This window comes from Pseudomonas sp. ICMP 10191, from assembly GCF_001467335.1.
Taxonomy (GTDB): domain Bacteria; phylum Pseudomonadota; class Gammaproteobacteria; order Pseudomonadales; family Pseudomonadaceae; genus Aquipseudomonas; species Aquipseudomonas cerasi.
Window position 1 is genome coordinate 52,544 of the sequence record NZ_LKGW01000105.1, and the last position, 22,799, is coordinate 75,342.

Sequence of the window (22,799 nt, forward strand, 5' to 3'; positions counted from 1 at the left end):
TCGATATCGTGTCAGTGCCGATCCGCTTCGACAACACGTTGGTAAAGTCCATCCCTCAATTTTTTACCTTATCATCGTGCGGCTCTACAGCTTGCGTAACAGTGCAACTTTCAAAGAGCAAATACTCTAACAGCCTGCGGCGGGATATATATTCAATCTCAACGGTGGCACCTGTGCCATTGATGTTGCCAAGTCTATATTCACTGGGTTTTAAGGGTTGTTACTGTGAAGGTGTCCCGGTGGAATATCGGGTCGGGCTTTGGCTGTTCGGCAGTGGGCTCAGGCTGGGTGAATTCGGCACTTAGCAAGTACGCTTGTGAGCGTGCAGAATCAAACGTCATGTTGTGCGCCCACAAACGGGTGCTGACACTTCCTTTGGTCCGATACTGCCCGTCCGGGTCACGTGCCACCACGGTCAGACTGGCATCTGCACCACTGGGTATCAACAGGCGATCGTTTTGGCGGTCGTACGCCATGCTGTTGACAGCGCGGGTGGTGGGCAATGCTGCGAGGCGTTTGCCGGTCATCAAGTCGGCAATAATTAACTGAGGGCTTGCGCCACGACAGGCAATGAACAGACGTTGTCGCGATTCATCGGCGGCGACCGCGCTGGGTTTGTTGCAGCCCTCGAACGTCCAGTACTGATGTTTCTCCAGCAGTTGGCCTGAAAGAACGGCCACTTGATTCTCGTCACGCATCGGCACTATCAGCGTGCCGTCGCCGAGGATGATCGGCGCGTCGAGTTTCTGTGCCGGAACCTGCCGGGAACCCACGAGTGCGTCGGTACGTGTGTCGATGAAATACAGTGTGGAGTGGTCGCCGCGACGGCCGCTGGTAACGATCACTCGCTGATGCCCGGGATCGTAGATGACATTGTTCAGGTTGCCTGAGTCCAGTTTGAGCCGGTTTTGTACGGTCATGCGGTCCAGCGCGACGATGCCTAATGTACCGTCCATGTTGGCGACATAGGCGTGATTGTGCTCAGGTGCAAAGGCAACGGCATTGGCACCGGTCGAGTTGTCCAGGGTCTTGATCAAAACCTGCCGTTCGACGTCGAACACGGATAAACCGTTCTCGCGGCGTGCGATGTACAAATGAGGCTGTGCCGGCTGCAATGCCGCGAACCCCCAACTGTAGCCAGCGCCTGGCAGCACGGTTGCTGCGCGGGTGGTGTACAGCAGCGAGTCATCCGCCTGAACCGAAAGAGGTGCCAGCAGCGTGAACACACTGGCAAAAATCTGTAATCCCGTCACCTTGAGCCACCTGATCAACGACATCATCGGCTTAAAACTCCAGAGTGGTGGAAAGAATGAACTGCCGCGCATCACCAACGGACACGAAGTAACGGTTGGCGCTGGAGGTGTAATACGTGCGGTCAAACAGGTTCTTGACGTTGAACTGAATGTTGAGCTTGTGCTCATCGACTTTTGTATCGTAAGACGCGAAGGCATCCGCCACGGTGTAGGCGGGCAGTTCGAATGAGTTGGCAGAGTCTCCCGGGCGCTCTCCGACGTAATGTGCGCCAGCGCCGGTGCGCAAGCGGTCACCGCCGCCGATAATGCTGCCCCAGTCGTATACCGCAGACACTGCCGCTGTGCGCCGGGCGACGTTCCACAGCTCGTTGCCCTTGTAGAGCGGGTCCTTGGTGATCTTCGCATCCAGTAGTGCAAAGCTGCTGATCACGCTCCAGCGATCGGTCAATTCTCCAGCCACGTCCAGTTCTATGCCTCGCGAGCGGGCTTCTCCGGATGTCCGCCAGTCGGTGAGCTTGGTCGCATCGTTGAACTGGGAGACCAGAATGTTTTTCTTGCGAATATCGAAGACCGCTGCGGTAGCCGTAATGCGTCCCGGAATGTCCAGTTTGGCACCCAGTTCGTAGGACCTGGCTTGCTCAGGCAGCACGGCAGAGTCAATGACCACGCCACTGCTTAACGGCGCAATGGTTGAGCTGGGTTTCAGTGATTGCGTGTAGCTGCCGTAGAACGACAGCACATCGTTGTATTTGTAGACGACGCCACCGCGCGGCAGCCATTTCTGCCCATTGATATTGGTGTTTGCCACAAAGGGGCGACCGCGTCCGGCTATTTGATCGTAGGTTTGGTAGCGCGCACCGGCCACCAGAATCCACTGTTCGTTGAGGTGGAACGAGTCCTGAGCAAATAACGAGGTGGCGCGCAGTTTATCGGTCTGGTCACTGTCGCTGGCCGATACGGTGCTGGACGGGGATTCCCGGCCATAGACAGGGTTCAGATAATTGAAGCTGGACCGCGCTGTTTGACGCAGCAGGTCCGAGCGGAAGATTTTGCGTTTCTCATCATCGACGCCAACCTGCAAGTCATTCTGGAAGCCTGCGATCTGAAAGGTGCCTTCCAGGTCGGCAATTGCAAAACTGTCGGCGCTCACAGCACCATGGGTTGCATCGTTACTGCGCGTCACTGCGCCCGTGGCGGCATTGATGGCATTGATCCGCAATTGGTTGGCATCGTAGGTTTCACGGTTCCAGCTGTAGCCGAAATGAGATTTCCAGTTGTCGTTGAACTGATGGTCGACGCTCAGTTGCGTGAGGTCCGAGCGACCTTCCATTTCATTGAACGGTTCGTCCAGGCGCCGTGTTCTGGGAATATCCAGCGGGTGGTTGGTACGCGGGTCCAGTGCCGTTCCGCGGTCGAAAGGGTAAAGAAATTCCCTGTGCTCATATGAAAGCACCACTTGTGTCTTGTCGCCGTACCAGGCAAGCGATGGCGCGACCAGAGATTCGCGATGGGTGCCGAAATTACGCCAGTAATCCTCGTCTTCATAATCCACCACCATGCGATAAGCCAGACGGCTGTCGCCCAGCCCGCCGGTGCTGTCAAAGCTGCCACCGCTACCGTCGCGGCCATGCGCATAGGCGGAGGCGCGACCACTGATTGCGTTGTAGCTCTCCAGCTGCGGGCGTTTACTGACGACGTTGACTACGCCACCTGGGTCCATGATGCCGTAAAGCAGCGATGCCGGACCTTTGAGCACTTCCACGCTGTCAGCAGTAGCGCTCAGACCACGTCCCTGAACGATGGGCATTCCGTTGTGCATGATCGAACCGTCGCGATTGCCGCCAAAGCCACGCTTCATCAAGGTGTCTTGCGTCGCCGCCAGGGTGTTGCCCTGAGTGATGCCACTGGTATTGGCCAGCGCATCGTCCAGATTGCGCGGCTTCTGATCGCGCAGAACTTGTGCAGAGACTACGTTCACGACCTGGGGCACTTCCAGCGTCGACCTGTCGCTGTGCAGGATCGAACTCGTACCGGTTGGCTGGTAGCTGGTACTGCGATCGGAGTTGGCTTCAACCTGTATCGCGCGCAACTCCATCGACTCTGAGGCAACCAGCGTGTAGCTGCCGTTGCTTTGCTGCGCGGCAAAGATGCCGCTGCCTGCGAGCAATGCGGTCAGTCCTTCAGTGACCGAGTAGTTGCCGTCAAGGCCCGGTCCGACCTTGCCGTCGGTATACGCCGCATTTCCGGCCAACTCGATACCTGCCTGCTGGGCAAAACGGACGAGTTGCCCGGTGAGTGGGCCTTTCTCGATGCTGAACCGGTGAGTCAATGCGCTTGCATCGGTGGCAGAGGCGGTTGAGACCCACGATGCACTTACACCGCCCACCGTCAATGGAATGATCATGGCCAGCGGCGTCAGGCTGAGATAAAACGGGCGTCGTTTATGGAAATGCATAGTGCTGGCGTCCACGCTGATGAAAGGAAAAAATATTGGCTTTCATCTACACCGGACGAGCAGGGCAAAAGGGGAACCACCGCGTGCAAAAAAAATCAGGACCGCGCAATTATGCCCGCGCCTCGACAGTGACCCACCAGGGCAGCGTGCGCTTGATCGCCACGGGCAGTACCGACGCGAGGGCAGCCAGTGCCCTGTCTGTATCTTTGATGGAAAAGGTGCCGACCACTCGCAGCCCTGCAATCTTCTCGTCACAAGCAAGGTAGCCATGCCGGTAGCGGGACAGTTCATTGACGAACTGCAGGAGCGGCATACCTTCAGCGACCAGAATGCCGGAGGTCCACGCGCGGCCAGAGGCAGGAGCGGGTTGTGGGCCGTCGAGTCGATCCCCATAAAGGGTTATCTGCTGCCCGGCATGTACATCGCAGCTTTGATCGGCTGCCATGACCGACACCTCGCCTGAATAGACCGTGATGCAGGTGGCGTCATCATTCAGCAGCCGTGCACTGAATTCTGCGCCGTATGCCTGCGCTTTTCCATTAAGGGTCTTTACCTGCGTCCGCTTATTCCGCGAGCGGATAGCGTCGATCAACACTTCGCCTTTCAGCAGTTGCAACGCTTGAACATCAGGGGAGGCCGTAACGTTCAATGCGCTGGCGGTGTTGAGCCAGATTCGGATGCCGTCAGCCAGCGTGAACTCTCGTGTTTCGCCCGTTGAGGTGGATAAATCGGCCCGAATCGAAGCAAACAGCGAGCCGTTCTCACCGTTGTTCAGCAGGTGCCAGCCCAATGCCCCGCCCAGTGCGAGAACGCCCATTGAAAGAAGGGTCTGACGGCGGCTCATCGATGAAGAGCTGGTGGACTGTAGAACCTTGTAAGCGCCATTTCTTTCTAGCGGATCCTGAAACTGGGCGAAGCGTCCACCTATCTTCTCCACCAGTGCCCAGGCCTTGCGGTGTTCCTCGTTCTGGCTCAGCCAATTCTGCCACTTGCGTCGCTCGGAATCGCCAGCATCCTCTGCACCCAGACGCGCATACCATGCCGCAGCTTGCTGGAGAACATCATAATGATCACTGCGAGGACTGTTCATGGTCAACACCCATCGGCACGTGCGGACAGTTCACGCACCATGCACTGATACATGACCTGTGCCATGTACTTTTTCACCATGCGCTCGCTGGTGCCAATCTGTTCGGCAATCTCGCGGTAAGTGTTGCCTGACAGTTGCGCCAGCAAAAAGGCGGTTCGCGCCTTGTGCGGCAAGTCACGCAGCATGGCGTCGATTTCATGCAGTGTCTCGAGAAGAATGGTGACGTACTCGGGGGAGGGGTGTAGGTTCTCGGGCCTGTTTGCCAGCTCTGTCAGCCATGCCTGCTCGATCTGCCCCCGGCGCCATTGATCGATGCACAGGCCACGTGCAACGGTACATAGGAACGACCGCGCTTCACCGGGCAGCATGAATACTCGTGGCTTGAGCAACAGGCGCAGGAAGGTATCGTGAGTCAGGTCCGCTACGTCGGCAGTGTTGAACGAGTTGCCAAAGCGCCGGGTCAGCCAATGACGTAGCCAGCCGGAGTGCTGTGCATAAAGGTCGTCGATGCGGGTCTGATCAGGAGCGCTTGAGCAGGTCATGAGAAAGCAGTCGTTCCGAAGTTATAGAGAATCATACGCATACAATAAACAATCTCATTGATAAAGCACAGAACAAGCGTGCCAATTGTCTTGTTGACTGACGTATGCCCTGCTTGCGTGTTCTGGCGTTGCCGCTCAATACGCTCGCCGCACGTGGGCAGGCGCTGTCGCAGATTCTGATCCTGCGTGCTATACCGATAAGCTATCGTCGATTTGAACCGGTTGCGTAAAGTGTCCAGCGTCGCGATATCCCGCCTGTGCGTGACGCACAAACGTATCGTTTTGGTAAGCCATGAATATAAAAACCAACCTAAGACGCCGCATTGTGGTGGTGTTTGCGCTGATGAGCGCATTTGTGGCGGCCATGTTTGGCATCGGTATTTACATGACCGAGCACTTCGTTGAATCCAGGCTCATTACCATTGATCTTGAAAACGATCTGCACCGTCTCTTGAATGCGCAAAGTACCAATGAGTGGAGTCATCGGCCTGAGCGCGAGGAATTGTTCTACGTCGAAGAAGGCGCAGGCGATTTGGCTGTTCCGCAGGATCTGGAATATCTGCATCCGGGGTTTCAGGAAATCACCCGTCAGGGCAAGGAGTATTATGCGCTGGTGAGTACCGTCGCCGACCGTCGCTATGTGTTGTTGCGAGATCAAAGTGGTTTCGAAAAGCGCGAAAGGATGTTGCTGGCCATTGTATTTGTCGGTTTTGTGCTCAGCGTGCTGCTTGCCGTGTTGCTTGGGCGTGTGCTCGCCACACGCGTCATCGCTCCGGTCGCGCGTTTGTCGCGTCAGGTTCGACACCGTGATCAACTGTTGTCTATTGCGCCGCCGTTGTCTCCGGACTATGCCGATGATGAAGTGGGTGAGCTGGCTGTTTCTTTTGACCATACGCTCGGGCAATTGCGAGCGGCACTGGGCCGAGAGAAGTTGTTTACCAGTGATGTCAGTCACGAGTTGCGTACCCCTTTGATGGTACTTGCCTCGTCCAGTGAGTTACTGCTTGAGAGCCCCTGCCTGGATGAGTTGGGGCGAGCGAAAGTCTTGCGTATCACGCAGGCGACGTCCGACATGCGCCAGCTCGTTGAAACATTTCTCATGCTGGCCAGGGACAATGGAGCCCATGCGCGCAATGGTCTCCGGGCAACCGTACATGAAGTGGCGTGCGAGCTGATTGAGGTATGGCGAACGCCGATAGAAAAAAAAGGGCTGGAGTTGATGTTCAGTCCTGGCGCGAACGCAGGTGCGTCTTACAACGCGACCCTGTTGCATTCGGTAATGGGGAATCTGCTGCGTAATGCCTGGCATTACACCGATACGGGGTATATCAAGCTGTCGCTGTTCAAGACCGGGTTTTGTGTAGAGGACAGCGGCTCGGGTATTTCCGACGACACGCAGAATGCGTTGTCCCGACCCTTCGTACGGGGTGAGGAACAACGTGGTGAAGGGCTGGGAGTAGGGCTGTCACTGGTTAATCGGATCTGTGCCTATCAGCGATGGCAGGTGACATCAAGCAACCTGCCTGGCGGTTGCAGCTTCCGTGTGGAACTGCAACCGCAGGATGCGGACAGCGAGCCCGTCAGAGTCAGTTGAGTGGTTTATGCGGGGTGGTTTCAATCGGTTGCGCCAACTGCCGCCAGCCATAAAAGGCGAGCGCGGTAAGCAGCGCACTGAGCCAGACAATCACACCAGCCCAGAATGTGTGGGACATGAAATGCCAGCCCTGAACAACTCGTGTGGTGCCGTAGATTGCACCCAGTACGGTCGATGCGTAGAGGATTGCCTTGGCATGGCGCCAGCAGTAACGGCGTGCAACGAAATACAGTGCCACCATGGTAAATCCCCCCGAAGCATGGCCTCCTGGCCAGCAACGACCTGCACCTGCTTCATGGAACAGGCTGAAGTTTTCGAACCACTCCTTTTTCTCCATTGTGCCGCCATACAGAGTGGTTTCCACAGGGCAGTAAATGCTCGTGTGACTTTTGAAAAAGTGGATCATGCCGGTGATCACCGCGAAAGAGACCACGATAAATAGCAGGTCGCGACGGTGACGAGCAGTGAAGCGTAACAATGGGGCTACCCGAGCAGTTTCCAGCAAGCCAATCATTCGGTCATTGCGCCCGGGCTTCAGCAGTGGCCATATAAAGGAAAGCAACAGCCCGATCACTGCGGCTTCTCCCGTCCAGTCGGGAATGATCCTGGGCCAGCGGTGGGTCAAATTTTCAAATAGGCGGTCATGCTCAAACGGAAATACCTGAAGCGGGTAGTAAAGCCAGTTGCTGATCGCTTCGTCGAGCGAAGTAAGATCAAAAACGAAAAAGGTCAGCAGCGCTATTGCCACCGGCACGCCGAAGTTCCAAGCATAGAATCTTGATTTTTCGCTTTGCACTCTTTTTTATTCCATAGTCATTTGCGTGGCTTGAGAGTTCAGGTCGATGTGCCCAAGTCTTCTGCGAGGCAGAATATACGTAGCGGCCTGTTCAATTCCTAGCAGGACTTTCATGAAAACCGTTTCATTCAGCTTTGGCATTTTTTTCACATGTCATTGACCCGACGATGACCTGTCCTTGATCAAGCTGGCGGCCTTAAAGGACAGAGTCAGCGTGTTCGGTTGTCCATTGAACAGGCAGGCATGCGGGGCAACTTGATGAAAAGTTATGGTAAATCCGCGTTCAGGGCATCTTCGCTTCTGGGCGGCAGGGTAAATGTTGTTCTGATGGCGGCCGCCATTGTGATTTCTTTGCTTGTGTTGACGGGTTACACCTATTGGCCGCGCTCGCCAGTTCGGCTTGTTCAGGGCGAGAATCTGGCCATGTCCGGTTTGTATGCCAGCTGGAAGAAAGGTGATGTGATGGTACTGGTTCGCCACGGCGAACGCTGCGACCGCTCCAGCAACGAGTGCCTTGGTGCAAACGACGGCATCACTCGCTACGGCAGTTCCGTTTCGACAGATGTCGGCCGGTCGTTCAGCGAACTCGGGCTTGCACACACCGATGTAATAACCAGCCCTTTGACCCGCACCGCCCAGACCGCACAAGCCATGTTTGGCCATCCGATGGAGGCCCAGGAATGGTTGTACAACTGTGATGAGAAGATGCTGAATGAAGTCATGGCGCACAAGTCTCTGAATCGAAATCTGATTCTGGTGACGCACAGCGGTTGTATTGGTCAGTTGGAAAGCCTGCATGGGTATCCTCATGCAGCCACCAGCGAGTACGACAGTGCGCTTTTCATTTCGCTCGACAGCCAGGGTAAACCCGTTATCCGGGGAATTATAAACCCGGAGGACTGGACGCAACTGGCGCAGCAGAAAAGCCGCTGAGTTGCCAGGTACGCAGTGAAACTTAGTAGTGACTGAGGGCGGCGCATCGAAGAGGGTCTGCTCGGATAGAGGGCAAGTCGTGGCTTGCCCTCTATAGGCGGCGATGTTGCGTTACGGCTATGGCTTGGCGTTTTCAGGCTTCCAGCCGAGCAACTTGTGTTTGAACCCGTAACTGGCAACCTGGTAATAGGCGATGGCACGAGCGATCAATGGATCATCGCTGGTCGCCTTGCTTTCGACACTTTCTCCCGGCGCATTGTCGTGACGACGCAGACCCTGGCGGGGGCTGAGGATCGCAAGGTTGTTGCCGTCAAACAGGCCCAGGTGCTGGTAATTGCCGACTACCACGCGAGGTGGCAACGAGGTGTCCAGAAACAGGTTGCGGCCGAAGAACGTCGATTGATAGTCCAGGTTCAACAAACCCAGCAAGGTGGGCGCCAAGTCGATCTGACTGGCCAGACGGGATATTTCTGCCGGCTGGATCAGCTTGGGGGCGTAGATGAACAGCGGGATAGCATAGTTATCGATAGGCAGGTCTTCCTTTCCGGCGCTGCCCGCGGTGTGGTCAGCGACGAAGACGAATATTGTGTTGTCGAACCATGGTTTCTGGCGCGCGTCCGCCAGGAACTTGCCAATGGCGTAATCGGTATATTTCACTGCGCCATCACGGCCGTTACCCGACGGGATGTCGATACGTCCTTCGGGATACGTATAAGGGCGATGGTTGGACGTCGTCATGAGTTGCAGCAGGAACGGTTTTTTTGCCGCAAAATCGGCATCCGCCAGGTTCAGCGCCTGACGATAAAGGTCTTCGTCAGCCATGCCCCAGGCATTCTTGAAGTGAATGTCCTCTTCCTTGACGCTGCTCTGATCAACGACGCGATAACCGTTGCCGCTGAAAAAAGCATTCATGTTGTCGAAGTAACCACGCCCGCCATAAACGAAAACGCTGTCATAGCCCACATGGGCCAACTGCTGACCCAGGCTGGCAAAACCACTTTCGCGACCCACGCGCTTGACCACCGAGCGCCCTGGCGTGGGCGGAATGGAAAGGGTTATGGCCTCCAGACCACGGTCGGTGCGTGTACCTGTGGCGTAGAAGTTGTTGAAGTAAAGACCCTGTTTGCGTAGCGCATCGAGGTTGGGCGTCAGGTTGCGTGTGTCTCCATTGCTGCCCAGGTATTTGGCACTGAGACTTTCGATGGTGACCAGTACGATGTTAGGCGTGCGTGGCGTTCCCGGGTTGTTGATCGACCGTCGAATATCCAGAGGGTCGTTGCCAGTGAACTGGCTGTCGGGCTCGGCAAGCTCCTGGCGCATTTGACCGGCGACCTGAGCATCGGGGAGGGTGGCGTAGAACTGTTGATAGTCCAGTTCATTGTTGCGGAACGCGGCAAAAAACTGATAAGGCCCGTTACTGGCGAGTTCCCGCTGATAGGCATTGCCACCCATACCGCGTGGTGTGTCCTGATCGACCCATTGCAGGCTGATACCCGCGAACAATAGCAATAATGCACTGGCGGCAAGACGACCACGATAGGACGGCAGGGCCGCTTTCACTGCTGCGGCTACTGCTCGACTGATCAGCAGGCTAACGACGATAGCAACCAGCGCCAGAATGCCGAGCAGTTTACCAACAGGGTAGGATTCGAGAATGTTATTGAGTACTTCATCGGAATAGACCAGGTAGTCCACCGCGATAAAGTTGAACCTCACCCCGAACTCATCCCAGAACAGCCATTCGGCGACCGATACAAACAGCATGACGAATATACTTATCGTCATGACCCCTTGAAGGAACCAGCGGTGCCCGCGGGCACGCCACAACACCGGCGGGCAGAGGAAGACGTAAATGCCCAGAGGGACTGCAGCGTAGCTCAGGAAGGCAAGGTCGTAGAGAAGTCCTGTTGCGAAAGTCGCGAAAACTGCGTTCCTGCTTGATCCATATGAGTCGAAAATAAAAAAAGGCGTGTCAGAAAGAAAATGATCAGCCATGTACCAGTCGCCAGCAGCAAGAATCGGGCTGGGGCTGTTGAATAAATCCGCATTTGTCAATTCCTTGGACGGGAAAAATCTGAAATTTCAGGGTGAAATATGTTGAGCATCAGCGTCTACTGCTGCGTCATGAAAGTAGAAGAGTTTTTCGCGTTGTCAAATTTCTGTAATCATAAACACACGCGGAAAGACAGTGCATCCTGCACGCTCTATTAATGAGTGTTAGCCAATTATTTATACACAAGGGTGAGTATTTGGTTGCGCAGGCGTGAAAAAAATGTTTAAGAGCTGTTCAACAATTATTCAACAACTCACTGTTTATAATTTGTCGTCCTGTTGCCTGTCGGTATCCTCTTTCTCGTCAAACCGGTATCTCCCTTGATGACTTCTCGTGTGCGTTCGCCGTTGCTGTTACTGCTGGGTGTCTTGCTGTTTTTTCTCGCACTGGGAAATCACCAGTTGCAAAATTCGACGGAGCCACGCGTGGCTGGCATTGCCATGGAAATGCACCTGAGTGGCAATTGGATTACGCCGAAACTGAACGACCAGCCTTTTCTGGAAAAGCCGCCGATGAGTGTCTGGCTGGATGCGGCGGCTATTCAGGTGTTCGGTCCTGCCCCATGGGCGGTAAGACTGGCTTCTGCCTGCGCGGGTCTGCTCAGCGTGTTGCTGCTTTACAGCATGCTGCGACGTTTCGGGCGGCCGGCATCCGTGGCCTGGGTGGCTGCTTTCATGCTGGCGACCCAGGCCAGCTTCTGGAGCAATTCGCGGCAAGTGGGCGAGGATGCCTTGCTGGCGTTGGGGGTAACCACCGCTTTGTTGGCATTCTTCCATGCCAGTAATCGCCTGCGTAGTGATGGGCTCTCTACCGGGCCCTGGTTGCTGTTCATGCTGGGTATCACACTGGCGACCCTGAGCAAGGGCGTGCTGGGGCTGGCAATGCCGGGCGTGGTGATTTTCGCCTGGCTTGTTTGCGAGTCAGTGCAGAACAAACGCATTGTTATTGCTCACTGGTTGCGCCCGGCAATGCTCACCCTTGTGGCCCTGATTCCGCTGCTCGTGTGGCTGTGTTTCCTGTACGGACAGGGTGGCACGCAATCAGTGAAGGACGTGCTGTGGACCAACAGCGTTGGACGCTTCAGTGGTTCGTTCGAAGAGGCGGGTCATTACGAACCTGCCTATTATTACCTGACAAAACTGCCTGAGGCATTCTTGCCGTGGAATATCCTGGTTTATCTGGGGCTGTGGCATTTTCGAAAGCAGTTAATGGCCAATCGTTATCTGCTGTTCTTCGCCCTGTGGCTGGGCGCGCAGTTCCTGTTGTTGTCGCTGGCCTCCAGTAAACGCATGGTTTATCTGATGTCGCTGGCACCTGCGGCGGCAGTGATTGCTGCGGAATATGCTTTTGTTCTGGGTGAGCGATTGCAGGCTCGGTCGGGGCGCTCATTTTTTGCGGCGTCTATCATGAGAAATGGAAAGGCGCTCATGGCCGCAGGCGTTGTGCTGGTTGTAGCGAGCTATCTAAGTGCAGCCCTATGGCTCGCGCCATACGCCGACAGGCAGTTGTCATTTCTGCCATTGACCGACAAAGTCCATAACCTGCAGGTGCAGGGACGGCAGGTTGCCTTATTCCAGCCCAGCGAACGGCTGGCGGGGGCCAGCGTGTTCTATAGTCAGAGCCTGCTGAAAACACTCGCTAGCAACGCTGAATTGACTGGTTTTCTTACCAGCGCTGACGGCAATGTCGCTGTGATGGAAAGCATGCAGCCACCCGAACCGCCTCTGCGGATTGTTGACAGCGTAAAGGTCGGGGATCGTATCTACTATTTCGTCAGTCAGGCACCGCTGAGAGTGGCTGTCAGTTACTGACAGCCACTCTGCACGGCGAGCGTCGCAGGTTTGTTATACGGCCTGACTGCTCGCCACTTGATCATGCGGTATCCACTGCTTCTGCGGGATCGGCAGATCGCACGACTCACCGCGACCGATGGGGAAGTAGTGAAAGCCGCGTTTTGCCAGTCGTTCGGTGTCATAAAGATTGCGTCCGTCGAAGATGACCGGGGCGTTCAGGCGCTGCTGGATCAACTCGAAATCCGGAGCTTTGAACTGCTGCCATTCGGTGCAGACGATCAATGCATCAGCCTCGTTGAGCGCTGATTCTGGCGTCCCCATGAGAATCAGATCCTTGCGATGACCATAGAGGCGCTGGGTTTCCTGCATGGCTTCGGGGTCGAACGCGCGCACGCTGGCCCCCGCGTCCCACAGCGCTTCCATGAGCACGCGGCTGGGGGCATCGCGCATGTCGTCGGTGTTGGGCTTGAATGCCAGGCCCCACAGGGCAAAGGTCTTGCCGCGCAGGTCGCCCTGATAGAACGCGTTGACCCGCTCGAACAGTTTGTTCTTCTGTCGTTCGTTGATGGCCTCGACCACCGACAGCAGGTCGTTGGAGCAATGCGCCTCTCTGGCGCTGTGTATCAACGCACGGATGTCCTTGCCGAAGCATGAGCCGCCATAGCCGCAACCGGGGTAGATGAAGTCGTAACCAATACGTGAGTCGGCACCGATGCCCAGCCGCACGGACTCGACGTCTGCGCCCAGATGTTCTGCCAGCTCGGCGATCTGGTTGATAAAGCTGATTTTGGTCGCCAGCATGCAGTTGGCGGCGTACTTGGTCAGTTCGGCGCTGCGCAGGTCCATGAACATGATCCGCTCATGATTGCGGTTGAACGGCGCATACAGCTCGCGCATGACGTTGCGCACCGCTTCATTTTCGCAGCCGATGACGATACGGTCCGGGCGCCGGCAATCGTTGACCGCCGAGCCCTCCTTGAGAAATTCCGGGTTGGAGACGATATCGAACTGCAACAGCCGGCCCGCCTGACGCAGCGCCTTGTCGATGTGGCTGCGCAAGGCGTCGCCACTGCCGACCGGTACGGTGGATTTCTCGACGATGATCAGTGGTTCGCGTCGATGCCGGGCGATAGCTTCGCCCACCGCGAAAAAGCCGCTCAGGTCAGCTGAACCATCGTCTCGAGAGGGCGTGCCGACCGCGATGAACAGGACCTCGGCATGCTCCACCGCCAGTTGCCCGTCGGTAGTGAAGTTCAGACGCTGCTGATCCAGATTTTCACGCACCAGGTTGGCCAGGCCAGGCTCGTAGATATGCACCTGGCCCAGGCGCAACTGATCGATCTTGGCCTGATCAATGTCCATGCAGACCACATCGTGGCCGACTTCGGCGAGCACGGTCGCTTGTACCAGGCCGACATATCCGCTACCGAAAACGCTGATTTTCATGGGAAAGATCCTGAGGTGATGGGTCGCACATGCGCCGGAGGTTGATGGTCAAGACACCTGCCACGATCAGGGTGACACCCACAGTTTTCGATACCGTGAACGTCTCGTGGAAAAACGGCAGCGCTGCGGCGAGCATATAAACCAGCGCGTAGCTGATACTGAGCAGCGAATAGGCACGGCTCAGGGGCAAGCCCCGCAGGGCCAGTAGCCAGAAAAACATGGAGAGCGCATAAGCGGTGATCGAGGCGCAAACGACCATCAGTGCACGGAGATCGAGCTGCGTCGGATTGTGCAGTTCGAGCCATTGAGCGGGCGAGGGCAGGCGGCTCATGCTCCAACGCATGCCCAGTTGCGCTGCGCTGACCAGTGCCACACTGGCCATGGCGCACAGGGTTGCCCGGCAGCGCGTCACGCCTGACGCCCCAGCTGAAATACCCCGACAAGAATCAGCGCAATACCCAGCCAGTGCTGTGCGTCAACCGGCTCATCGAACAGATAGCGACCTGCCAGCGTGATCAGCACGAAATTAATACCCAGCATCGGATAGGCGATGCCAACGTCCAGGCGTTGCAACACCAGCAGCCATATAAGCAGGCCCGCTCCAAGGCAGGCCACCGCCAGCCACAGCCATATCGAACGCAGCGCTGTAAACGCGCCGGGAAATGCGCCACGCCAGTCTTGTACTGCGTACTTCTGAGCGATCTGGCCCAGACAGGTCAGCAGGCATGCACACGCCAGCATCAGCCAGGTCACGATGCCGATTTCTCGTAAATGAGGATGGCCAGGTTGCCTTCGTCATAGCGCTGACCATCCTTGGGAAGACTTTCGAGCTCTTTCAGCTCCTCATCGCTCTTGCCGCGCATGATGACGCCGACCCGGCCTTGGCTGCGGGCGTTCTTCATCCAGGCATCGATGTCCTGCAGGCGGACTTCGCGACCCTGCACATCGGGATAGCCCAGCCCGTATTCCAGCTCGCCCCAGGTGTTGAACAGCGCAACATCAGGCCGTTTCAGGCGCCACGCCAGTGCCGAGGCCGCGCCCAGATCGTTGCTCAGCAGATGCGTGCAGTCCGCCAGTTCGACCTGGTGCCTGACCACGAACGGGTCGGGAGTCTTGTTATTGATCACATCGTTTGGCAGCGCAGCGGGTAGCAATGCGATCAGCAGCCAACTGCCCAGCGCCGGCATGGTCCAGAACGTCAGTGGACGCAAGCCTTGCAGCGCGTTGGCAAATGTCCATCCGAGAAGCACGATGACCGCCAGTGACAGATGCATCGGTTCGTTTTCGTAGACGGGCTGCTTGAGTTGCAGGTAGATCAACGCCACAAGCCCGACAAAGCTGACGGTCGCGTTGACTAATCCATTCGTGCGCAACGCAGTGCTGTGACCTTTATCAAGGCGGTCGACCAGAGCATTGGCCATCAGCAGTGCCAACGGCAGCAGGCACGGCAGTATGTAGGTCGGCAGTTTGCCTTTGCTCAGGCTCAAAAACGCCAGCGGCAGCAGCAGCCACAGCAGCAAAAAGGCAATGTCAGGGCGGCTTTTTTGTTGCCATGCCTGCTTCAGTGTTACCGGCAGCAGCAGTGCCCACGGCAAACAGGCCGCCACGAGCAGGGGCACATAGAACCACCAGGGCTGGGCATGCTGCGCATTGTCCCCGGCAAAGCGGTGAATATGCTCGTGCCAGAAGAAGTAACGCCAGTAGTCGGGCGCTTGCTGGTGGATCGCCAGCGCCCACGGCAGGCAGACGGCGACGGCAATCAGTACCGCGAGCGGGCCGAATCTGAGCAGCTCGGCCAGGCGCCGCTGCCACAGCATATAAGGCAGGGTGATGATGACGGGCAGTGCCCAGGCGAGAAAGCCCTTGGTCATGAACCCCATCCCGCAGGCCACGCCGACTACCGCCCATGCCGCCAGACGCGCTCGACCGACGCTGTGCACGGCGTACCAGAATGCCAGCAGTGTCACGTTGGTCCAGAAGGTGAATTGCGGATCGAGATTGGCGTAACCGGCCTGGCCCGCGACAAAGCCGAAGCTCATGAACAGCAAGGCGCTGGCGAACTGCTTGCGCGGGTCGTTCCAGATCTTGCCGGCCAGCAAATAGGCCAACAGCACGCTCAAGCCGCTGGCCAGTGCCGACACAATGCGCACGCCGAACAGGTTTTCGCCAAAAACCTGCTGCCCCAGTGCAATCAGCCAGTAACCGGCAACCGGTTTTTCGAAGTAACGCAATCCCATGAAGTGCGGTACGACCCAGTTGCCACTGTGGAGCATTTCCTGGCTGATCTGCGCATAGCGGGTTTCATCGGGAATCCACAGGCCGTGAAAGCCCAGGGGCAGCAGATAAGCCAGCACGAACGCCAATAACAGCAGCGCAAGATGACGGTGCCTGACGTGCATCACTGCTGCACCCCCAGCCAGCCATCGCGGCCGGGCAGGTGACCGCGAACGATATGCCCGGAAGGCAGCCGTTCAATGGCACCTGGCAGCAGATCGCCCAACGGTGCGAAGTGGATGCCCTGGGTATTGGCGCGCTTTAACAGCTGCCTGAAACCGTCGGCCATGATGATTCCTTCCACTTCGGCGTGGAGGGTGTAGACATTGAGTCTGCGTGCGGCAAAACGGCCGAGAATGTAGTCGTTGAACGCATCCGGCTGCAGGTGCGGGCCGACGACTTCATCGAAGGTCGGCAAGTCCACCGGAACCTGAGCGGTACCGACACTTCCATCCGCCAGCAACGGGCGAAACAGACTGACGCCACGGCAATCACTGTTGTAACGAAAGCCAAACGCTTCTTTGGCCTGCACGACGCGCTGGTCGGCGCGCCAGCCTGCTGCCGCAGAGCACACCACCGGCTGGCCGAGGATGTCGCTCAGGCAATCGACCCCACGGTGTATCTGGGCGGTCAACTGTCGGTCGCTCCAGTGTCCGGCATTCGCTTGCCAGCCATGGTGATCCCACGCATGCAGGCCTATTTCGTGGCCTGCATCCAGCGCGCGGCGCATCAGTGGGCCAAGGTCCCGGCCAATCGGTTTGCCCGGCCATGCGGTACCGGCCAGCAGAATATCCCAGCCATACAGGCTCGCCGCCCTGGAGCGCAGCATCTTCCAGAAGAACGTGGGCCTTACCAAGCGCCACAGGTGGCGTCCCATGTTGTCGGGGCCGACACTGAAAAAGAAGGTCGCCTTGACCTGCGCTTCGTCGAGTATGTCCAGCAGCCTTGGCACGCCCTCACGGGTGCCTCGGTAAGTGTCGACATCGATTCTCAGGCCTGCCTGCATCAGCACTGGTCCGCTTTTTCAGCCATGGCTTCGCGCAGGAAGAAATCCAGTGTTTTGCCGATGGTTTCGCTCAGCTCGATACCCGGTGTCCAGCCAATCAGTTTTTTAGCGTTGTCGATGCTCGGCGTGCGGTGGCTGACGTCCTGATAGCCCTTGCCATAGAAGGACTGGCTTTCGACTTCGCGGAAGCCCGCGAAAGGCGGAAAATGGCCGCGCAACGGATGGGCTTCGAACTGGCGAAGCAACTCTTCACCCAACTGACGGATGCTGGCTTCGTTATCGGGGTTGCCGATGTTGATGATTTGTCCGTTACAGCGCTCATCGCGGTTTTCGATGATCCGCGCCAGCGCCTCGATGCCGTCGACGACATCCGTGAAGCAGCGCTTCTGGGCGCCGCCGTCCACCAGGCGAATGGGCGTGCCTTCGACCAGGTGCAGGATCAACTGAGTGATGGCCCGCGAGCTGCCGATGCGCGCCGAATCCAGGCGGTCCAGACGCGGTCCCATCCAGTTGAACGGACGAAACAGAGTGAATTGCAGGCCTTTCTGGCCATAGGCCCAGATCACCCGGTCCAGTAGCTGCTTGGACACCGAGTAGATCCAGCGCTGCTTGTTGATCGGGCCAACGATCAGGTTGGAAGTGTCTTCGTTGAAGTTTGCGTCCTGGCACATGCCATAGACTTCGGAGGTGGACGGAAAAATCACGCGCTTGTTGTACTTCACGCAGTAGCGGACGATCTTCAGGTTCTCTTCGAAATCCAGCTCGAAAACCCGCAGTGGATTGCGCGTGTATTCAATCGGCGTGGCGATGGCCACCAGTGGCAGCACAACGTCGCATTTCTTGATGTGGTATTCGATCCACTCGGTGTGGATGCTGATGTCACCTTCGATGAAATGAAAGTTCGGCTTGGCGCGCAGGCGCTCGATGGCGTCCGAGCCGATATCCATGCCGTAGATTTCGTAACGGTCATCCTGCAGCAGACGCTCGGACAGGTGGTTGCCGATGAAACCGTTGACGCCGAGGATCAGCACACGGGTACGACGGATCGACCGGCGCTGTGCCTTATCGAGCAGTTGCGAGCCTGCTACAAGCCCGAATTCGCGCGCCAGTTGTGCACCACTGAGGTACAAGCCGCTGTCGCCGCGCTGCCCTGCGGTGATGACCAGCGAACCCTCGCCACAGGCAATACGTAACGGGTCGTGGCTGATGACCGTGCCGGGTGCTTCGGCGTTATTGCCTGCCTCGGCATTGGCAGCCCAGACAATCAACTTGTTCTCGCCTACCGGGCAGAATGCGCCAGGGTAGGGCTGCGTGACTGCGCGGATCAGGTTGTAGAGCTGGGTGGCTGGCAGCGACCAGTCGATCAAACCGTCAGCCGGGGTACGCCGACCGAAATACGTTGCACGGGATTCATCCTGAGGCGTAGCTGGCAGTTGCCCTTCTGCCGCCAGCAGGGGCAGTGTTTCGCAAAGCAGGTCAGCGGCGGCATCACGCAATTTGCCATGCAGCGTCAAGGCGGTATCGGTGGCACTGATCGAAACCCGCTGCTGGGCGACTATCGGCCCGGCATCCGCGCGTTTGACCATCTGATGCAGGGTCACGCCGGTTTCACTTTCGCCGTTGACCAGCACCCAGTTGGCCGGCGCGCGGCCGCGATAACGCGGGAGCAGCGAGCCGTGCAGGTTCAGCGCGGCCTTTTTCGCGCAGGCCAGCAACGAATCGCCGAGGAGCTGGCGATAGTAAAAGGAGAAAATGAAGTCCGGGGCCAGTTTGCCGATGCGCTCCACCCACAGCGGGTGATTCGGGTCCTCGGGGGCATGCACCGTAATGCCGTGCCGGGCGCACATCTGGGCCACAGAACCAAAAAAGGTTTTTTCCCTGGGGTCGTCGGCATGGGTGAACACTGCGGCAATCTCATAGCCTGCATCCAGCAACGCTTGCAGACCGACACAGCCAATATCGTGATACGCGAAAACGACAGCTTTAATGCTCATGGCGCGACCTTGTTCATATAGGGAGTTACAGGGGAATCAACGCTGTCGGTGGCCACTCGGGACGAGCTGCGCACGACTTTCTCGATGAAGAAGCGCGGACGCGCACGCACGTCGCTGTACATCCGGCCCAGGTACTCACCCAGCAGTCCCATACCGATGAACTGCCCTCCGGTGAACACGAACAACACGGCAAACAGGACGAACATGCCGTCCCCGGCCCATGACGCGCCGAAGATCAGGCGCAGAACGATCAGCAGCGCCGCGAACAAGACACCGAGCAACGCCATGCTGAAACCGATGATGCTGAGCAGGCGCAGGGGCGTGGTGGTCATGCAGGTGATCAGGTCGAACATGAGGTTGATCAGGCGCATCGGGCTGTATTTGGAGTCGCCGTGCTCGCGTTCGGCGTGGTCGACCAGCACCTCGGTGGTGTGTCGCGCGAAGCTGTTCGCCAGAATAGGAATGAACGTGCTGCGCTCCCGGCAGGCGAGCATGGCATCGACAATCGTGCGTCGGTATGCGCGCAGCATGCAGCCGTAATCGTTCATGGCCACGCCGGTGGAACGCTGCACGGCCAGGTTGATGAGTTTCGATGGCCAGCGTCGCCAGGCGGAGTCCTGACGATTGCCACGCACCGTGCCGACTACGTCGTACCCTTGTTCAGCGAGCTTCACCAGGCGAGGGATTTCCTCGGGAGGATTCTGCAGATCGGCATCGAGGGTGATGACCACGTCGCCCTGGCACTGCTCGAATCCGGCCATAATGGCGGCGTGCTGACCGTAGTTTCGATTCAGGATCACCGCGACGAACGGGCTGTCGGCGCGTCCGGCAGCCCGCTGGAGGATGTCTGTCGAGTCGTCGCGGCTGCCATCGTCGACCAGCACGATTTCGAATCGGTGGTTGAGCTGTTCGCAGGCCGCTTCAGTACGGCGCAACAACTCTGGCAGGCTTTGTTGTTCGTTGTAGACCGGGATGACGATCGACACGAACTTGATGGGATACGGTTTCAATGGCTGGATTCCACGGTCGATTCAATGGCACCGACCACCCGCTCGACATCATCGAGGGTCATGTCGGGGAACAGGGGGATGGAGCACAGCCTTGATGAATTCCATTCAGTGTCCGGCAGACGGACGTTCGGGAAACGCTTGCGGTAATAGCTGTGCAGGTGAGTCGCGATGAAGTGGATGCCGGTGCCGATGTTTTGCGCTTGCAAGGCCTTCATGAAGGCGTCGCGATTCAGCCCGCAGCGCTCGGGGTCGATGCGCAGAATGAACAGGTGCCAGGCATGTTGCTGGGCATGCCGGGGCAGGGCGAGAGGCAGAACGGGGCTGTTGGCCAGTCGATCGAGGTAATGGCTGGCGAGTGTCTGGCGCTGTGCATTGATGGCGTCAAGACGCTGCAACTGCACCCGCGCAATGCTCGCATTCATGTCGGCCAGGTTGTATTTGAAGCCAGGCTCCATGACCTCGGCCTGAGGCTTGCGACCCAGGGTCAGGCGGTCGTAGGCATCGACACCCAGACCATGGAATTTAAGCTGACGCACCCGATCAGCCAGCCGTGCATTGTCGGTGACCAGCATCGCGCCTTCGGCACAGGTCATGTTCTTGATTGCGTGAAAAGAGAAGATCGCAGTGCCTTGCTGGCCGACCGGACGTCCCTGGTAACCGGTGCCAACGGCATGTGCAGCATCCTCGATCACGGTGATGCCGTGCCGTTCGGCGAGCGCATACAGCGGATCGAGATCGAATGCGGCGCCTGCGTAATGCACCGGCACGATCGCTTTGGTCCGGGGGGTGATGGCTTGCTCTATCAGCGCGGCGCTGGTCATCAGGGTGTCACGGTCAACATCGACAAACACCGGAGTGGCCCCCAGCAGGCAGATCATGTTGGCTGTCGACACCCAGGTTTGCGATGGTGTAATCACTTCATCGCCAGGCCCTACACCCAGCGCCAGCAGCGCAATGTGCATCGCTCCGGTGGCCGAAGACAGTGCAACTGCATGTTGCGCGCCGACCCGTTCGGCGAACTCTTCCTCCAGCTTCTGACATTCCGGGCCGGTGGTGATCCATCCGGAACGCAGCACGCGCGTTACCGCAGCAATTTCTTCATCGCCAATGGACGGCCGTGAAAAGGCAAGAAAAGTTTGACTCATTTACAGAGACTCTCCGATTGACGCAGCAGGGCCGAACATAAAAAAGTCACACGACGAGTGCGCAAATACAGGGTGCGTGAGTGCCGTGAACTTAGGCGTTCAATTGTAAAAATAATGTCCAGATGCCGTTGCTTTTTTGTATCGCCTGGCAGGCTTTCGAAGCATAGAGTAGGGGGAAACTCAAACGGCCGACAATGTCGTTATGCGTCCATGTAGAATTATTAATCTGGCGTTCAGGTTTCATCGAGCTCGTCATGAACAGACAGCTTTAGTTCAGCTTGTTCATGATAATCATGGAAAGTTAAAGCGGATGAAGTGTGTTGCAGTTGCAGGATTTTTTAATGAAGGTTTCATGACCGCGAAATGGGTTTCGCGTTTTTTAACAGGGTCGAACCTGAATCGAACAGGTTGCTATTGGCCCGGTTTCATTGGGGGGGAGGCAGCTTTTTTCTCGGTTTTTTGAAAAGCAGACTGCGCGTCCGGATAAACCCGGGTCAAGAGGAATTCGCTCGGGTGTAGAAAACAGTGTCGCCATCAAGTGATATATATAACCAAGCGATAGAGTCGGGCAGTGTGGTATGGAAAAGTACGTGTATAAGGGCCAGGTTGGTACGGGTCATCATCGAGGTGTGATTGTGGGCGTTATAAGTTCGAGACGGTTCAGTGCACGCGTGCTGGTTGTTGCAAGGTGTTCAAGGTTTACTTCATGTTCTCTTATGTCCATTGGCACGATCCTGTAGGTGGCGGGTACAGGCGAAGTATTTAACGACGGATTTAAAAACGACTGTCTGCTCGACTGCAATTGCCAGGTTCATTCGATGCAGCGAAGCAAGAAACCACGCGGTGCGCCCTGGCGTCCACCAGCACATGGCGGGCTCGTATAACCCGCTTCACCGCGATTATCGCTCCTGCGAAGGCTGCCGATCTGTACACCCCATTCTGTCTAGTTCCGGCTGGAGATGTTAAATTAGCCGCCATGAACTTCTTCCGAACCCATTGCTCGCCCATTGCCTGGATACTGTACGCAGTTGTCCTGTTCAATGGTCTTGCGTGCAGCATCGGTCACGGCCAGATGATGGCCGCCTTTGCAGGCACTGCAGTGGCGTCGGTCTCCCATGCAGACCATGGGATGTCGGATATGCACGGTGGGCATCACACGATGCACATGTCCATGGACGGCTCGTCCAAAAAGACGGACATGTCAGGCGGCATGAAGGCGCAGTCGGGAGACTGTTCGTTTGCCGGCACGCTGACGCTGGCGATGATTTTCTTCGTGGCGCTGGGCTGGCTGACCCGTATCCGCCGTTCTCGTTTCGTGTTGCCCGACCTCTGGCTCGGCAACCTGCCAAGGTACTCCCTCCCGCGACTCAATCCACAGGCCCCGTAGCGCCCATCGTGGACGTGTGATTATCGCT

At 57.2% G+C, this 22,799-nt stretch carries 16 protein-coding genes and 2 pseudogenes; 4 read left to right on the forward strand and 14 right to left on the reverse strand.

Features of this window, described 5'->3' with window-relative positions:
- Nucleotides 1-200 precede the first annotated feature (200 nt).
- The 4 genes and pseudogenes from AO388_RS11815 to AO388_RS11830 all read right to left on the reverse strand — a co-directional run bounded on the left by AO388_RS11815 (nt 201) and on the right by AO388_RS11830 (nt 5,340).
- Nucleotides 201-1,280: a YncE family protein gene (locus AO388_RS11815; RefSeq protein WP_058416500.1), complete on the reverse strand. Its 1,080-nt coding sequence runs from the start codon at nt 1,278-1,280 to the stop codon at nt 201-203.
- A gap of 4 nt (nt 1,281-1,284) precedes the next feature.
- Nucleotides 1,285-3,754 (reverse strand): annotated as a pseudogene (locus tag AO388_RS11820) (TonB-dependent siderophore receptor).
- A gap of 63 nt (nt 3,755-3,817) precedes the next feature.
- Nucleotides 3,818-4,798, reverse strand: coding sequence for a FecR domain-containing protein (locus tag AO388_RS11825; RefSeq protein WP_003370911.1), 981 nt, complete (start codon nt 4,796-4,798; stop codon nt 3,818-3,820).
- Nucleotides 4,799-4,800: 2 nt separating this feature from the next.
- A complete protein-coding gene (locus AO388_RS11830) occupies nt 4,801-5,340 on the reverse strand; it encodes a sigma-70 family RNA polymerase sigma factor (protein ID WP_003370913.1) in 540 nt (179 codons plus the stop codon).
- 292 nt (nt 5,341-5,632) lie between these two features.
- On the opposite strand from AO388_RS11830, the gene AO388_RS11835 reads away from it, so the two are divergent.
- Nucleotides 5,633-6,934, forward strand: a complete 1,302-nt coding sequence (locus tag AO388_RS11835) for a sensor histidine kinase (protein WP_054080937.1) — start codon at nt 5,633-5,635, stop codon at nt 6,932-6,934.
- Here AO388_RS11835 and AO388_RS11840 read toward each other — a convergent pair.
- Entirely contained in the window at nt 6,927-7,730 is an 804-nt protein-coding gene (locus AO388_RS11840) for a phosphatase PAP2 family protein (protein ID WP_003370920.1), read from the reverse strand. The genes AO388_RS11835 and AO388_RS11840 overlap by 8 nt on opposite strands.
- Before the next feature lie 258 nt (nt 7,731-7,988).
- Between AO388_RS11840 and AO388_RS11845 the strand changes: the two genes are divergently transcribed.
- Nucleotides 7,989-8,663 carry a histidine phosphatase family protein gene (locus tag AO388_RS11845; RefSeq protein ID WP_223272540.1) on the forward strand — a complete coding sequence of 225 codons (675 nt, stop codon included), beginning with the start codon at nt 7,989-7,991 and terminating at the stop codon, nt 8,661-8,663.
- A gap of 117 nt (nt 8,664-8,780) precedes the next feature.
- On the opposite strand, the pseudogene AO388_RS11850 reads toward AO388_RS11845, so the two are convergent.
- Nucleotides 8,781-10,711, reverse strand: a pseudogene (locus tag AO388_RS11850) (LTA synthase family protein).
- Nucleotides 10,712-11,039: 328 nt separating this feature from the next.
- Here AO388_RS11850 and AO388_RS11855 point away from each other — a divergent pair.
- Nucleotides 11,040-12,527, forward strand: a complete 1,488-nt coding sequence (locus tag AO388_RS11855; protein WP_058416502.1) for an ArnT family glycosyltransferase — start codon at nt 11,040-11,042, stop codon at nt 12,525-12,527.
- A gap of 33 nt (nt 12,528-12,560) precedes the next feature.
- On the opposite strand, the gene AO388_RS11860 is transcribed toward AO388_RS11855, so the two are convergent.
- From AO388_RS11860 to arnB, 8 genes are read right to left on the reverse strand one after another with little or no spacing between them, the layout of a single operon-like run.
- Complete coding sequence (locus tag AO388_RS11860; RefSeq protein ID WP_003435331.1) at nt 12,561-13,955, reverse strand: UDP-glucose dehydrogenase family protein; 1,395 nt, start codon at nt 13,953-13,955, stop codon at nt 12,561-12,563.
- Entirely contained in the window at nt 13,933-14,337 is a 405-nt protein-coding gene (gene arnF / locus AO388_RS11865; protein ID WP_003435329.1) for a 4-amino-4-deoxy-L-arabinose-phosphoundecaprenol flippase subunit ArnF, read from the reverse strand. Before arnF ends, AO388_RS11860 begins: the two co-directional genes overlap by 23 nt.
- A gap of 26 nt (nt 14,338-14,363) precedes the next feature.
- The gene (gene arnE / locus AO388_RS11870) at nt 14,364-14,708 is read right to left on the reverse strand and encodes a 4-amino-4-deoxy-L-arabinose-phosphoundecaprenol flippase subunit ArnE (RefSeq protein WP_058416503.1); all 345 of its coding nucleotides are present in this window, start codon (nt 14,706-14,708) and stop codon (nt 14,364-14,366) included.
- Nucleotides 14,705-16,354 carry a lipid IV(A) 4-amino-4-deoxy-L-arabinosyltransferase gene (gene arnT, locus AO388_RS11875; RefSeq protein ID WP_058416504.1) on the reverse strand — a complete coding sequence of 550 codons (1,650 nt, stop codon included), beginning with the start codon at nt 16,352-16,354 and terminating at the stop codon, nt 14,705-14,707. Before arnT ends, arnE begins: the two co-directional genes overlap by 4 nt.
- Nucleotides 16,354-17,235 (reverse strand): 4-deoxy-4-formamido-L-arabinose-phosphoundecaprenol deformylase, encoded by an 882-nt coding sequence (gene arnD, locus AO388_RS11880; protein WP_054081100.1) that lies wholly within the window; start codon nt 17,233-17,235, stop codon nt 16,354-16,356. The genes arnT and arnD overlap by 1 nt, the downstream gene beginning before the upstream one ends.
- The gene (gene arnA, locus AO388_RS11885; protein ID WP_058416505.1) at nt 17,235-19,229 is read right to left on the reverse strand and encodes a bifunctional UDP-4-amino-4-deoxy-L-arabinose formyltransferase/UDP-glucuronic acid oxidase ArnA; all 1,995 of its coding nucleotides are present in this window, start codon (nt 19,227-19,229) and stop codon (nt 17,235-17,237) included. Before arnA ends, arnD begins: the two co-directional genes overlap by 1 nt.
- Complete coding sequence (gene arnC / locus AO388_RS11890) at nt 19,226-20,239, reverse strand: undecaprenyl-phosphate 4-deoxy-4-formamido-L-arabinose transferase (RefSeq protein ID WP_058416506.1); 1,014 nt, start codon at nt 20,237-20,239, stop codon at nt 19,226-19,228. The genes arnA and arnC overlap by 4 nt, the downstream gene beginning before the upstream one ends.
- Nucleotides 20,236-21,384: a UDP-4-amino-4-deoxy-L-arabinose aminotransferase gene (gene arnB / locus AO388_RS11895; protein WP_058396909.1), complete on the reverse strand. Its 1,149-nt coding sequence runs from the start codon at nt 21,382-21,384 to the stop codon at nt 20,236-20,238. The genes arnC and arnB overlap by 4 nt, the downstream gene beginning before the upstream one ends.
- 976 nt (nt 21,385-22,360) lie before the next feature.
- On the opposite strand from arnB, the gene AO388_RS11900 reads away from it, so the two are divergent.
- The gene (locus AO388_RS11900; RefSeq protein WP_054080930.1) at nt 22,361-22,771 is read left to right on the forward strand and encodes a DUF2946 family protein; all 411 of its coding nucleotides are present in this window, start codon (nt 22,361-22,363) and stop codon (nt 22,769-22,771) included.
- Nucleotides 22,772-22,799: the final 28 nt, after the last annotated feature.